General features: G+C 64.9%; 12 protein-coding genes. 9 read left to right on the forward strand and 3 right to left on the reverse strand.

The annotated features are described in order from the left end of the window. The first annotated feature begins 8 nt into the window (after nucleotides 1-8). Nucleotides 9-1,520 (forward strand): sensor histidine kinase, encoded by a 1,512-nt coding sequence (locus FBZ93_RS06685; protein ID WP_167528944.1) that lies wholly within the window; start codon nucleotides 9-11, stop codon nucleotides 1,518-1,520. Nucleotides 1,521-1,609: 89 nt separating this feature from the next. Further along, a complete protein-coding gene (locus FBZ93_RS06690) occupies nucleotides 1,610-2,929 on the forward strand; it encodes a dicarboxylate/amino acid:cation symporter (RefSeq protein WP_146985144.1) in 1,320 nt (439 codons plus the stop codon). Nucleotides 2,930-2,987: 58 nt separating this feature from the next. Here the strand turns inward: FBZ93_RS06690 and FBZ93_RS06695 are convergent, their stop codons facing one another. Next, nucleotides 2,988-3,299 (reverse strand): hypothetical protein, encoded by a 312-nt coding sequence (locus tag FBZ93_RS06695; protein ID WP_146985145.1) that lies wholly within the window; start codon nucleotides 3,297-3,299, stop codon nucleotides 2,988-2,990. Nucleotides 3,300-3,868: 569 nt separating this feature from the next. Between FBZ93_RS06695 and FBZ93_RS06700 the strand changes: the two genes are divergently transcribed. From FBZ93_RS06700 to FBZ93_RS40515, 3 genes are all read left to right on the forward strand, one after another. Next, nucleotides 3,869-4,264 (forward strand): helix-turn-helix domain-containing protein, encoded by a 396-nt coding sequence (locus FBZ93_RS06700; protein ID WP_094194089.1) that lies wholly within the window; start codon nucleotides 3,869-3,871, stop codon nucleotides 4,262-4,264. Nucleotides 4,265-4,613: 349 nt separating this feature from the next. Continuing rightward, on the forward strand, nucleotides 4,614-5,945 hold the full coding sequence (locus FBZ93_RS06705; RefSeq protein WP_146985146.1) for a L,D-transpeptidase family protein: 1,332 nt from the start codon (nucleotides 4,614-4,616) through the stop codon (nucleotides 5,943-5,945). Between the two features lie 240 nt (nucleotides 5,946-6,185). Further along, complete coding sequence (locus tag FBZ93_RS40515) at nucleotides 6,186-6,512, forward strand: hypothetical protein (protein ID WP_167528945.1); 327 nt, start codon at nucleotides 6,186-6,188, stop codon at nucleotides 6,510-6,512. A 51-nt stretch (nucleotides 6,513-6,563) separates the two neighbouring features. Here FBZ93_RS40515 and FBZ93_RS06715 read toward each other — a convergent pair whose 3' ends face one another. After that, nucleotides 6,564-8,330: a carbamoyltransferase family protein gene (locus FBZ93_RS06715; RefSeq protein WP_146985147.1), complete on the reverse strand. Its 1,767-nt coding sequence runs from the start codon at nucleotides 8,328-8,330 to the stop codon at nucleotides 6,564-6,566. A gap of 250 nt (nucleotides 8,331-8,580) precedes the next feature. Between FBZ93_RS06715 and FBZ93_RS06720 the strand changes: the two genes are divergently transcribed. From FBZ93_RS06720 to FBZ93_RS06735, 4 genes are all read left to right on the forward strand, one after another. Beyond that, on the forward strand, nucleotides 8,581-9,651 hold the full coding sequence (locus FBZ93_RS06720) for an LLM class flavin-dependent oxidoreductase (protein ID WP_146985148.1): 1,071 nt from the start codon (nucleotides 8,581-8,583) through the stop codon (nucleotides 9,649-9,651). A gap of 10 nt (nucleotides 9,652-9,661) precedes the next feature. Then, on the forward strand, nucleotides 9,662-11,269 hold the full coding sequence (locus FBZ93_RS06725; protein WP_146985149.1) for an amino acid adenylation domain-containing protein: 1,608 nt from the start codon (nucleotides 9,662-9,664) through the stop codon (nucleotides 11,267-11,269). Next, nucleotides 11,266-11,547 (forward strand): acyl carrier protein, encoded by a 282-nt coding sequence (locus tag FBZ93_RS06730; protein WP_146985150.1) that lies wholly within the window; start codon nucleotides 11,266-11,268, stop codon nucleotides 11,545-11,547. The genes FBZ93_RS06725 and FBZ93_RS06730 overlap by 4 nt, the downstream gene beginning before the upstream one ends. A gap of 77 nt (nucleotides 11,548-11,624) precedes the next feature. Then, complete coding sequence (locus FBZ93_RS06735) at nucleotides 11,625-12,872, forward strand: hypothetical protein (protein WP_146985151.1); 1,248 nt, start codon at nucleotides 11,625-11,627, stop codon at nucleotides 12,870-12,872. Between the two features lie 64 nt (nucleotides 12,873-12,936). Here the strand turns inward: FBZ93_RS06735 and FBZ93_RS06740 are convergent, their stop codons facing one another. Beyond that, nucleotides 12,937-14,019 (reverse strand): isocitrate/isopropylmalate dehydrogenase family protein, encoded by a 1,083-nt coding sequence (locus FBZ93_RS06740; protein WP_146985152.1) that lies wholly within the window; start codon nucleotides 14,017-14,019, stop codon nucleotides 12,937-12,939. Nucleotides 14,020-14,099 lie beyond the last annotated feature (80 nt).

A 14,099-nucleotide genomic window follows, 5' to 3' on the forward strand; every position in this document is an offset into this window, starting at 1 on the left:
GGGACATCGTGCCGAAACTGACATTGCCAGTGCGTCTCGCGCTTCTGGTCGCGGGGACGATGTTGCCGCTGATCGTTTTCGCGGTCGGAATCGTGTTTCACAATTACCAGCGCGATCGTCAGGCCGCCACCCAGCGCGTGCTGGAAACGGCGCGCAGCATCCGCCTGCTGCTCGATGCAGAAATGCAGCGCATGACCGGCGGGCTGCAGGTGCTGGCGCTGACCAACTCGCTGCGCAACGGCGAGTTCGGCAATTTCCGCCGCGTCGCAGCCGGCTTCCTCGACCAGTACGGCAAGGATGGCGTGGTGCTGGTGGCGGACCGTGCGGGACGCCAGGCGTTCTCCTCGCTGACGCCGGACACCGCGAGCCTGCCGCCGCGCAACAATCTCGGGATCGTCGAGAAGGTGTTTGCGACGCGGCAGCCGCAATATTCCAACCTGTTTTTCGGTGAGGTGAAGCAGCAACTGATCATCACCGTCGAGGTGCCGGTGATCCGCGACGACGAGGTGCTCTACGACATCTCCTTCAGCCCGCCGATCGAGGTCTTCCAGGCGATGATCGAGAAGCAGCGCCTGAACCAGGACTGGACCATCTCGATCTTCGATGGCGACGGCGTCAACCTGGCGCGGGTACCAAATCCGCAGGCGACCGTCGGGCAGCGTGCCTCGCCAACGTTGTTTGCCGAGATGTTCCGCCGCAGCGAGGCGACACTGCCGACCGTCTCGCTCGAAGGCGTGGCGCTGATTACGGGCTTCACGCGGTCTCGCCTCACCGGCTGGACCGTCGCGGCCGGAATCGCCGAGAGCTCGCTGGTGGCGCCGCTGTGGCGCTCGCTTGCGATCACCGCCGTGATCGGCGGCGTCCTGCTCATGGTCGGCCTCGCCTTTGCGGTGCGGATGGCGACCACGATCGCGCGCGGCGAGAAGCTGCACGACCTCCTGATCGAGGAGCTCAATCACCGCGTCAAGAACACGCTGGCGATCCTGCAATCGATCGCCACGCAGACCTTCCGCAGCGCGAGCCGCACCGAGCGCGAGAAATTCGAGGGACGGCTCGGCGCGCTGGCCGAGGCGCACAATTTGCTCTCGACCGACAAATGGCAGGGCTCCGACCTGCAGGACGTGATCAGCCGCGTGCTGCGGCCGTATCTGCTGAGCAGCACCTCCGAGCGGGTCAGGATGTTCGGGCCGCGGGTGCCGCTGTCGCCCCGGCTTGCCCTGGTGCTGTCGATGCTGCTGCACGAGATGGCGACCAACGCCGCCAAATATGGCGCGCTGTCCAACGACAGCGGTACGGTGACGCTGGATTGGGAAATCCTTGAGGAAGGCCCAACACCGAAGCTCCGGATGATCTGGACGGAGGCCGGCGGCCCGCACGTCACCGCGCCGGTGCAGCGCGGCTTCGGCTCCCGCCTGATCGAGCGCAGCGCCCGCGACCAGCTCGGCGGCGAGGCCACGGTCGATTTCCTGCCCCACGGCGTCGTCTACACGGTGACCAGCACCCTCGAAACCGGCGATTGACCGGGCCAACGGCGCCCAATCCCGCGACATCTTGGCACGCAAGTTGCTAAGATGGGGCGGGTTCGGACGATCGGAAACAGGGGGAATTCATGTCGACCATCGCAGCGGAAGCCAGCACGGCACGCAAGCCGCTCTACACATCACTGTTCGTGCAGGTGCTCGTCGCGCTGCTGCTCGGCATCATCATTGGCATGGCGGCGCCGGATTTCGCGGTCGGGCTGAAGATCTTCAGCGACGCCTTCCTGAAGCTGATCTCGATGATCGTGGCGCCGATCGTGTTCTGCGTGGTGGTGCACGGCATCGCGGGCGCCGGCGACCTCAAAAAGGTCGGGCGCGTCGGCGTCAAGGCGCTGGTGTATTTCGAGGCGATGACGACGGTGGCGCTCGTGGTCGGCTTGATCCTGGCCTATCTGTTCGGGCCCGGTCACGGCATGAACATCGATACCACGACGCTTGATGCCAAGGCGCTCGGCAACTACGCCAGCAACGCGCAGAAGCTGAAGGGCGAAGGCATCGGCAGCTTCCTGCTCAACATCATCCCGACCACCTCGTTCGACGCGCTGTCGCGCAACGACGTGTTGCAGGTGCTTTTCTTCGCCATCATCTTCGGCGTCAGCCTGGCGCTGGTCGGCGGCGAGAAGGGCGAGCGGATCTCCTCGTTCATCGACGCGGTCTCGACCGTGCTGTTCCGCGCCATGGGCCTGATCGTGCGCTTCGCCCCGATCGGCGTGCTCGGCGCCGTCGCCTACACGGTCGGCAAATACGGCGTCGGCTCGCTGAAGCAGCTGCTGTCGCTGGTGGCGTTGTTCTACGTCTCGGTCGCCGTCTTCGTGCTCGGCGTGCTCGGCGCCGTGATGGCGCTCGCCGGCATCAACATCCTCAAGTTCCTCGGCTACCTGCGCGAGGAATTGATGATCGTGGTCGCGACCGCATCCTCGGACGCGGTGCTGCCGCAGGTGATGCGCAAGCTGGAGCGCTTCGGCGTCAAGGACTCGGTGGTCGGTCTCGTGATTCCGACCGGCTATTCGTTCAACCTCGATGCGTTCTCGATCTACCTGACGCTGGCGGTCGTCTTCATCGCGCAGGCCACCAACACGCCGCTGTCGTTCGGCGATCTGATGCTCGTGCTCGGCGTGTCGCTGATCACCTCGAAGGGCGCGCATGGCGTGCCGGGTTCCGCGATCGTCATCCTGGCGGCGACGCTCAACGCCGTGCCAAGCATCCCGGCGATCGGCCTCGTGCTGGTGCTCTCGGTCGACTGGTTCATCGGCATGGCACGCGCAGTCGGCAATCTGATCGGCAACTGCGTCGCCACCGTCGTGGTTGCGGCCTGGGAAGGTGACCTGGATCGGGACAAGGCGCGCCGCGTGCTCGAAGGCGCCGAGGCAGTTGACGTCACCGCGGGCTGAACCACGCGGCACAGGGCCAAAAGCGTCCCGCGCATGGCGCGGGGCGCGGGGCGCGGGCTTACTTGATCAGCCGCAGATACGGCGGCAACTGCCTGGTCGCCGGTTCCTGCACCGGCTCGTCCGACGCAATCATGTCGCACAGCGCCCTCAACTCGGAATCCGTCACCTTGTGGAGCTCCATCCGAAGCTCGAGGATCGCAAGGGACAGCAGCCGCGCCGTCTCCGTGTTCGCCCGGTCAGTCAGAAATGCCTGACACTCTTCCAGGGTTGCCAGCAGCGCCAGCAACCGTTCTTCCGTATTTGCGACCGGCATGTCTTCCACTCCCGAAGCCGCGAGGTAGAGTCGAGGTGTTCCCCTCTTCCGCTTCATTTGGCCTCTCCTGCCAGAGTTCGCCGGCTTTCCGTAGGCGCACAATTGTTCCCGATGATTCAGAACTTTTGGGCAATTGTCCAGCAACATTCCGAAAGCCTGACTTGGACTTACGTCAAACTTTTCGCATTGGCGGCGATTCAGTCAAGCAACCGCTGACCGTCACCGCGACCTCAGGATGCACTAGCTGGGGTTGCATCCATACTAGGACGCTCGTACAATATTGGCTGCCCGTAGAACTACGGGCGCAGTGCATTGCCGCCCAGTAAGCATGCGCGCAAAATCTGTGTCGATCAAACTCGCGCTAGTTGTGGTTTGGTCAATATTTTGCCAAATGTAGAGGGCGGGGTGTCGGTAGACACCTTGGCGCGGTCGACTTCAGGTAGTCGACCGAGTCGGTACTTGGGTGCTTCCAACGCGCAAATGCGTTTGGATACCATCCCGCGATCTTCTTGGACTTCGTAGTTCGGACGAACTGACGATCCACTCGAGCTTAACGCGGTACATCATGAACGTGTCCCTGACCCGACCGGGCCAGGGATTCTCGATTTGAAGGACGGGTCACCAGAATGAACAGATCAGCAGCAAAGAAGATGAAGCAGCGCAGTGCCGGCAAGCCGGACATTGAGTTGGGCAAGCGGATTCGCCTGCGCCGTGTCGAGCAGAAGATCTCGCAGGCCGAGCTCGGCGACAAGCTGGGCGTCAGCTTCCAGCAGGTTCAGAAGTACGAGAAGGGTGTGAACCGCGTCGGCGCCGCGCGCCTTCAGCAGATCGCGAGCGCGCTGGATGTGCCTGTCACCTTCTTCTACGACGGCGACAACAAGGCCCGCGAAGTCGAGAGCCTGCTGTTCCTCGACAGCGCGTTCAGCCTCCGGTTGCTCCGCGCCTACAGCAAGATCAAGGACCAGACCGTGCAGCGCCAGCTGGTGTCGCTGATGGAATCGATCGCCGCCAACGAAGACTGAGCGGGAGCACAGGTACGGTCGCGACGCCGCGAACGCGACCGACCAGGGCGAGCGGATTGGCCGGCGGCTGGTCATCGGGATCAGCACGTGTCGATCGGGGTGGCCAGGAAGATGTCAAAGCGCTGCCATCGGCGATGGCAGCGCTTTTTCCTTGTCCGTTCGACGCCTCCAGCCCTGGCGCGGCAAGACGGTTGCGGCAATGTACCGGCCGCAAACCAAAACTTAATCAAGACGCAACGCTCTCGGGATAGATCATCACCTCCGAACGAACGCGCCGCCCGCTCCATTGGTACGGCCGCGGCCTGCCTTCAGATTTTCGCGCAAGCGGCGCAGTCCGGAGAAACGCGATATGCAGAGAGTGACACTCGTCGTCGTGGCCACCATGCTCGCGGCTCAGCCGGCATTCGCCCAAACCGCCGGCGCGCTCGGCCCGGCTGCGGCGGTCCCACCCCATCATGCCGTGCCGGCTGCGGCACCGGCGGCCACCCAGCCCGGCCAGGCCAAGCCGGCTGCGTCGGCCTCGGTCGCGGAGACGCGGTCGGCTGCCGCGCTCGCGTTGTCGCACGAGCCGACCTACGACCAGGGCAGCGCCCAACGCATTCGCGACGTGGTCAAGAGCTATTCCGATCTCGCCGCCCGCGGCGGTTGGCCCACGATCGCCGCGGACGCGAAATTTGCGTTGGGCGTCCAAGGCGCCAGTGACGATCTGCTGCGCAAGCGCCTGATCATCACCGGCGACCTTGCCGCCGACAAGACCACCGGCGCCTATGATGAGGTCGTCGCCGAGGCGGTGAAGCACTTCCAGACACGCCATGGGCTCGCGGCAACCGGCACGGTGACGCCGCGCACACTGGCTGCGCTCAACGTCCCCGTACAGAAGCGGATCAAGCAGCTCGAGGCCTCGCTGGAGCGGCTCGACCAGATGGATTTCCAGTTCGGGCAGCGCTATGTGGTCGTCAACATTCCCGCGACCTTCGCCGAGGCCGTCGAGGACGACAAGGTCGTGCGGCGCTATCGCGTGATCGTCGGCAAGACCGAGAAGCCCTCGCCGACGCTGACGTCCGAGATCACCGACGTCATTCTGAATCCGACCTGGACGGTGCCGTCATCGATCACGAAGACGGAGATCGCGGCGCATATGCGCAAGGACCCGACCTATCTGTCGCGCATGCACATGGATGTGATCGACGCCCACGACAACCCGATCGATCCGCATTCGGTCGACTGGTCCGCCGATCACGCGCCGAACGTCACGGTGCGGCAGCAGAGCGGTGCATGGAATGCGCTCGGCGCGGTCAAGATCGACATGCCGAACTCCTATTCGGTCTACATGCACGACACCAATCAGCGCAGCCTGTTCAGCGACGACTATCGCTTCGATTCGCACGGCTGCTCGCGCGTCGACAATGTCCGCGATCTCGCGGCATGGCTGCTGAAAGACCAGCCGCAGTGGACCCGCGCCGCCATCGACGCCGCGATCGGCACCGGACAGCGTCAGGACATCCGCATGCTGAAGAAGGTGCCGGTGGCCTGGATCTACCTCACGGCGTGGATGACGAAGGACCGGGTCATCCAGTTCCGCAACGACGTCTACGACCAGGACCAGCAGCTCCTCGAAGCCACCGCCGAGGAAGCGGCCTTCTTCAACAAGACCGCCGAACATCCGCTGACCACGCAGTAGAGCGCCTTCGCGGGAAAGCGATGCGACTGGATCCGAACGCAATTACGCTCTAGCCGCTTGCTTGCGCCTCGCCATTGTGTCGCGCGGCCAATTGTCGCCCGCACATCGGGCGACCTCACAACACCCGCATTTCCTGCGTTGAACCGGCGGCGCCAGAACCAAGTGCACGTGCCTGTCTTTTTTGTCGCAGCAACCAGGCGGCCGCATGAACGTTTTCTGGCTTCAACCAAGGAGATTTCGATGAATATCAAGCTTGCCGTTATTGGATTGGCCGCGCTCGGAAGCGCAGCGTTGATGTCCGGCGCGGCGTCGGCGCTGCCGAACGGGCTTCCGCAGGCCAGCCACATCGCAGGCGAAACGTCCAATGTCGACAAGGTGCGCCAGGTCTGCGATCGCTGGGGCCGCTGCTATTGGCAACCGGGCTACGGCTACGGACCGCGTCATCACGGATGGCATCATCGTCCGCACTTCTATCCGCGCCATCATCATCACGGACACCGCCATCACGGCGGACACCATGGCGGCGGGCATCACGGCGGCGGGCATCACGGTGGCCACCGCCGCTGAATCTGCGAGGGGGCTTCGGCCCCCTCATCTTTTAGCGCCGGAGCATGCCGGCTACCTCTGTCCCGCGCGGCGGACGAGCGCGTTCTCGAGGAAGAGATACTCGATGCCGGTGCCGAGGAAGGTATCGATGGCCTCGCGCGGGGTGTTGACGATCGGCTGTCCCTTCACGTTGAAGCTCGTGTTCAGCACCATCTCGCGGCCGGTCGCCCGGCCGACGGCCCGCAGCAGCGCGTGGAATTCCGGATTGTCCCTGACGTCGACCGTCTGCACCCGCGCCGAGCCGTTGACATGCGTGATCGCCGGCAGCGCGGCGCGATGCTCGGGACGCACGTCGGCGGTCATGATCATGTAGGGAAGCTCGAGCCCCTTCGGCACCTCGAACCAGCGATGCACCTCTTCGAGGCTGACCGCCGGCGCGAACGGGCGGAAGGCTTCGCGCATCTTGACCATCGCGTTGATGCGGTCGCGCATCTCCGGATGACCGGGATCGGCCAGGATGCTGCGGTGCCCCAGCGCGCGCGGGCCGAACTCCATGCGTCCGCGGTACCAGCCGAGCACGCGTCCGGCCGCAATCAGCCTCGCCGCCACCGCGCAAGTCTCGTCGAGATCCGGAAAGCGCGTGATCTCGATGCGGCCGGTGGTCTCGGCAAGCGCCCTGTCGATCTCGGTCTGCGCATGTGCGGGCCCGAGGAAGGGCACCGGCATCCGGACATTCTTCACGCCGCGATCGCGCGATGCCGACCAGAGCGCGGCGCCGAGCGCGGAGCCGTCGTCGCCGGCGGCCGGCTGGACGTAGATCTCGTCGAACAGGCCGGACTGCAGCAGGCGGCCGTTGGCGGTGCAGTTGAGCGCGACGCCACCCGCCATCGCGAGCCTGCGCAGGCCGGTGCTGCGGCCGAAATGACCGCAGATGTGGAGCATCACCCGGTCAAGACATTCCTGCAGCGCCGCGGCGACGTCGCGATGGTCGTCGGTGACGTCGCTATCGGGTGAGCGGGCCGGGATCAGGTGCTCGCCGAGATGGCGTCGCGTCGCGCCGTAGGTTTCGCGATCGTGTCGCTCGATATTGAGGCGGAGCAGCGGAATCCGGATCAGGCCGTCGTCGCGCAGCTCCACGGTCCGCTCGAAGAAGGCACGGTGGCGGGCGGGCGCGCCGTAGGGAGCAAGACCCATGATCTTGTACTCGTCGGAGTTGAAATCGAAGCCGAGATGCAGCGTCAGGGTGGAATAGAGGATGCCGATGGAATCCTGGGCGGTGATTTCCGCGAGCTTGTCGATCGCGTTGTCGTGCGCGTGATAGACGGTGACGGCGTGGACCTCGCCCATGCCGTCGAGCACCACCACCAGGCACTCTTCCCATCCGGAGGTGTAGTAGGCGCTGGCGGCGTGCGACAGGTGATGGTTGACGTGGTGAACCTTGCCGGCGGGGAATCCGGGCAGATGCTCGTCGACTTGCGCGAGCAGTTTTTCGCGCGAGAACACCTCCCTGTATTGCCGGGCGGACGTCGGATCCAGCATGAAGGCGGCTTTGTAAGGCGAATAGTCGAAGCCGTGGGAGATCACGTCGATGTCGGCCGGCTTCAGGCCGGCGGTCTCCAGGCAGTATCTGATCGCACCGATCGGGAAATCACCAGTGTGCTTCTTGCGGCTGAAGCGCTCCTCGGCGGCACCGGCGACGATCCTGCCGTCGACCACCAGCACCGCGGCCGAATCGTGGCCCTGGGAGATCCGATATTCGCGTTCCTCCAGGCCCGGCCAGTGCTGCTTCTTGAAGGGGATCGAGTTCTCGAATCCACTGATGCCGATTACTGTCGCCATATTCAACAACCCCTGGACGGATCGCGCTCAAGGGACATTCGAGCAGGTTCCGCGGCATCGTTGCAGAGAGGCCGGGGAAATCAAAGTCCGCAAAAGTGCCGCGCCGTCGCTCCGGAATAGTCGGGCATCAGTTCCCATCGCTTGACGGAGTACCACCTTTGCGTCGGGGAGCTCCCGACCGCATATGCTACCGTCACGGGGCTTTCCGCCAAATCACGGCGTCCGTACCCCATTCTCATGGAGGTGGACGATGGATGCGCTGTCCGATATTCGCTTCGAAGTCTTCAGCACGTGCCCGCAATCCAGCGCGGTCCCGGCGGCGGATTATGTCGAACGGGTTCAGTCGGTCGCTCGCTGGAGCGAAGAGGCGGGCTGCAAGGGGATCCTGGTCTATACGGAGAATTCCCTGGTCGATCCCTGGCTCGTCTCGCAGGTCATCCTGCAGAGCACCAGGGAGCTCTGTCCGCTGGTGGCGGTGCAGCCGGTCTACATGCATCCGTACAGCGTCGCCAAGATGGTGAGTTCGCTCGCGCAGATGTACGGGCGCCGGCTCTATCTGAACATGGTCGCAGGCGGCTACACGACCGAGCTGGCGGCGCTCGGCGACGCGACGGCGCATGACAAGCGCTACGAAAGGCTCGTCGAGTACACCGGCATCATCAAGCTGCTGCTGGAGAACGCCGAGCCGGTGACCTTCGAAGGGGAATACGATTCCGTCCGCAATCTGCGGATGACGCCACCGCTGCCGCAGGAGCTGCTGCCGGGTGTGTTCGTGTCGGGCTCCTCGGAAGCGGGGCTCGCGGCCGCCAAGGCGCTGGGCGCGACGCCTGTGAAGTATCCCAAGCCGGCCGCAGAGTATGTGCAGGCGGACGCCGCCGACTGCACCGGCTCGGGCATCCGCGTCGGCATCATCGCCCGTGCGAGCGCCGAGGAGGCCTGGCAGGTCGCACACACGCGCTTCCCGACCGACAAGAAGGGACAACTCGCGCACAAGCTGGCCATGAAGGTCTCGGACTCGGCGTGGCACAAGCAGATGTCCGATCTCGCGGCCGAGACCGCCGCCCAGGACACGCCCTATTGGCTGGTGCCGTTCGAGAACTACAAGACGTTCTGCCCGTATCTGGTCGGCGACTACGGCGTCGTCTCCGACGAGCTCGCGCGCTACGCCGCCGCCGGCTACGGAACGTTCATCCTGGACATTCCACCCACCCGCGAGGAACTGGTCCATACGGGCGAAGTTTTCGGACAGGCGCTGACGAAGGCCCGGCGTCTGAAGTCGTTCGCGCTTCGCGATCCGGCACGTCAGGGCCTCATAGGCTAGGCGATCGTCAATGGAGTTGCGCGCGGACGGATCAGGGCGGGGATTGTGGACGGGCTTCCTGCGTTCGGCGCAACTGTTTCCCGACCGTCCCGCCGTCGTCGCGCAAGGCATATCGCTGTCGTATCGGCAGCTTCGCGAGAGCGCCGTCCGTATCGCGGCCTGCATCCAGGCGCATTGTGAAGGGTCGTGGACGCCTCTCACCGCCGTGTTCGCGCATCGCAGCACAACGGCGTTCGCCGGCGTGCTCGGCTCGCTTCTGGCCGGAAACGGCTACATGCCGCTGAACCGTACCTTCCCGGTCGAGCGCAACAGGTCGATGCTCGTGCGCGCGGAGTGCCGCTCGATCATCGTCGACGCGGCATCCCTGCCACAAATGGACGCGCTTATGGCGGGCGCGGACGAACCGCTGCTGGTGATCGCGCCCGATCTCGCGGATCCACGCGCCTACCGCGAACGATGGCCGCGGCACGTCGTCGTCGGCGCCGCCGATCTCGAAGGATATGCCGACTGGCGCGAGCCGGACGCGCGCGAGGACGCGATCGCCTATCTGCTGTTCACGTCAGGCAGCACCGGGGTCCCGAAAGGCGTGATGGTCGCGCACCGCAACGTCATCGCCTATGTCGATCATGCCGCGGAGCGCTTCGCCATCACCGAGCTGGACGTCGTCTCGCAGACCTTCGACATGACGTTCGACCTGTCGGCTTCCGACATGTTCGTGGCGTGGGAACGCGGCGCAAGCGTGTGCTGCCCGTCGCAGAAGACGCTGCTCAATCCGGGCCGGTTCATCCGCGAGCATGCGCTGACGGTCTGGTTTTCGGTGCCCTCGATGGTTGCGCTGATGAAGCAGGCCGGCCTCTTGAAGCCGGGAGGCTTTCCCTCGCTCAGGCTGAGCCTGTTCTGCGGCGAGCCGCTGCCGCTAACTTCCGTCGAGGCCTGGGCGGTGGCCGCGCCGAACAGCATCGTGGAAAACGTCTACGGCCCCACCGAATTGACCATCGCGTGCACCGGCTACCGGTGGGATCCGAAGCGGACGCCGGCTGAGTCCGAGATGGGAATCGTGCCGATCGGCGCGCCATTCCCGGGCATGGACGTGCTCGTCGTCGACGAGCGTCTGGACGAGGTCGGACCGGGCGCGGACGGCGAGCTCTTGATGCGCGGCCCGCAGATGTCGCTCGGCTACTGGCAGGATCAGGGAAAGACGGCCGCGTCGTTCGTCGTCCCGCCTGGACGAAACGACGTGTTCTACCGCACCGGCGATCGCGTGCGCCGGCCCGCCGGCGATGGTCCCCTCACCCATCTCGGCCGCTTGGATTCCCAGGTGAAGATCCTCGGGCACAGGGTGGAGCTCGGCGAGGTCGAGGCGGTGGTGCGCGAGGCCTCAGGCATCGACGGCGTCGTCGCGATCGGCTGGCCCATCACGTCGAGCGGCTATGGCGGCATCGAGGTGCTCATCGAAGGCGGGCCGGTGGAGCTCGACGAGCTTCGCGCGGCGGTCGCCGCCAGATTGCCGGACTACATGGTCCCGAGACGATGGCACGTCCGCGGCCGGTTGCCCCGCAACGCCAACGGTAAATACGACCGCAAGGCCATGCCGGCGGTCTTGGGAGACAGTCAATGAACGGTCCGACCACCGACGACGTCCGCGCGTTCTTCGGAGCCTTCCTCAACCGGAAGCTGGACGATCGCGGACGGCGTCCGCTGCGCGACCTCCCCGACGACTACGACCTGCTGTTGTCGGGGGCGCTCGATTCGCTGGCCTTTGTCGAGATGATGATGGCAGCGGGCGAGCACTTCGACCGGGAGATCGATTTCGAGAACCTCGACCCCGAACAGATGACGCTGATCGGACCCTTGTGCCTGTTCGTGTCGGAGCAATTGAGGCCGCATCCGTCATAACGCACCTGGAACTGCCCCGGGGCTCGCATACCGGACGGTACCGTGATGAGAAACGCACCGCGCCCAGGGAGGGATTGATGGCAGGGACCACTGCGCCCGCGCGGACTCTGACGCACCCAAAGCATCATGCCGCCGACATCCTGCTCCGGCTCATCGAGAGCCGGCGGCGTCCCTCGTCCAGTCAAACCGAAACGGCGCCGCTGTTCGGAAGCGCGTTGGCGCCGGCGAAGCAGCGCGAGGTCCAGTTCGCGGATTTCGCTAGCGTCGCACGGCTGAAGGAACGTGGCGGGCTCGCGAAAGACACTCTCGAAAACTGGCATCGGCTATGGCGGCAAAATCCTGCGATGGTCTCCGTCAAATCGCAACCCAGCATGGGGTGGGTGCTGGAGACCGCCGAAGGGATTGTCGGATACCAGGGAAGCGTCCCTGTACTCTATCAGTTCGAGAACCGAACGATAATCGCCGCGACAGCCGCTGGCCTGGTGATCGAGCCGGCGTACCGCACGCGCTGTATCGGCCTGCTGGCGTCGTTCTACCGACAGCGAGATGTTGCCCTGTTCGTGATCACGCACTCGACCGCGTCCGTGGTCAATCAGTCAAAAGCCCTTCATGCGAGGTCGCTGCCTCGCCCCGACTACGACAAGGTGCTGTTCTGGATCCTGAATGCCCATGAGTTCGCGCGAGTGCTCGCGGCGAAGTTCGGCCTCGGGAGTGGAATGGAGGCGGCCGGAGCCTTCCTCGCTTCGTCGGCCCTGCGGCTGGACTCGCTCCGTCGCGGACCACAGAGCCATCCGCCGGGCAAACTAACGCAGATCGACGTGAACGACATCGGGGACGAATTTGACGCGCTGTGGCGCCGCAAGTTGGGCGAGGCGCCTCGGTTGCTGGCGGACCGAAGTCCCGCCTCTCTCAGATGGCACTTCACGCTCCCGGGGAGCTCTTCGACGGTTGCGGTGATCTGCTGCCATCGATTCCAGCGCCTGGCAGGGTATGCCGTCGTGCTGCATGCGGTCGATCGCGAAACCGGCTTGCGACGGTCGATGCTCGCCGACATCCTGGTGGAGCAGGACGACCCTGACGTGACCGAGGCGCTGCTCGATGCGGCCTATTCGAACGCGGTCGCTTCGGGCGGTCATCTCTTCGAGGTGATCGGTCTGCCTGAACACGTCAGGCAGATCCTGATGAGATGGCATCCTTACGTCAGGACGTACCCGACCGATCCGCTCGTCTACAAGACGACGGACGAGGCCCTTGCCCGGACCCTCGCGGACGAGAACGCCTGGTACGCCGGCCCGTTCGACGGCGACGCAACGCTGCTGCCGTGACGGCTCCGGTCAGCCGGCGCGACGGAGAGCACCTCGGCATGACGGGTAGGAGATCGCACCTCGCTCAAAGCGCTGCCAGCACGGCCTTCGCGACATCGGCGGTGCCGTTGCTGCCGCCGAACTCGAACGGCTTGATGCCGCCAGCATAGACCTTGTCGACCGCGCGCTCGATCCGCTCACCGGCCTCGGCCGCACCTTCGAGGCCGTGCTTGTCGGCGAGCCAGTCGAGCATCATCGCGGCCGACAGGATCATCGCGGTCGGGTTGGCCTTGCCCTGCCCCATGATGTCGGGCGCGGTGCCGTGGCACGGTTGAAACACCGCGTAGCGATCGCCAATGTCGGCCGACGGCGCCATGCCCATGCCGCCGATCAGGCCGGCGGTGAGATCCGACAGGATGTCGCCGAACATGTTCTCGGTCACCATGACGTCGAAGTCCCAGGGACGCTTCACCAGCGCAGCGGCGGTCGCGTCAATATAGAGGTGATCGGCCCTGACATCGGGATGACGCTTCGCGGTCTCGTCGAAGATGCTGCGGAAGAACGCGAATGCCTTGAACACGTTCGCCTTGTCGACACAGGTCAGCCCGCCACCAACCTTGCCGCGCGCCTTGCGGCGTTCGGCAAGCCGGAATGAGAACTCGAACAGCCGTTCGGAGGTCCGGCGCGTGATCACCATGGTCTCGCGCGCCTCGCTCTCGGTGACGACGCCCTTGCCCATCGAGGCGAACAGGCCTTCGGTCGATTCCCTGATCACGACGAGGTCGATGCCCTTCTGGTCCGCGCCGACGATCGTGCTCGAAACGCCCGGGATCAATCGCGCCGGCCGCACCCCGGCATAGAGATCGAAGATCACGCGCAATTCGATCTGCGGCGCGATCTCGGTGTTGTCGGGGTAGCGCACCGATGGCAGGCCGCAGGCGCCGAGCAGGATCGCATCGGCCTCCTCGCATAGTTTGATCGTGCTCTCCGGCATCGACTTGCCGGTTTCCCTGTAATGGCCGGCGCCGGCCGGCGCCTCGGTGAAGTGGAATTTGAGGCCGGCCGACGCCTCGATCTTGCGCAACACTTCAAGCGCCGGCGCCATCACCTCGGGGCCGATGCCGTCGCCCCCGAGGACTGCGATGTGGAGTGCGTCGTTGGCGGACATGGGAATTTCCTCAGGGAATCGGAGCGAGATGGTAAGTCTGGTCGTCATTGCGAGCGAAGCGAAGCAATCCATGCCGCCAC

Origin of the sequence: Bradyrhizobium macuxiense, assembly GCF_007993935.1 — a bacterium.
In the GTDB taxonomy this organism is placed as follows: Bacteria; Pseudomonadota; Alphaproteobacteria; order Rhizobiales; family Xanthobacteraceae; genus Bradyrhizobium; species Bradyrhizobium macuxiense_A.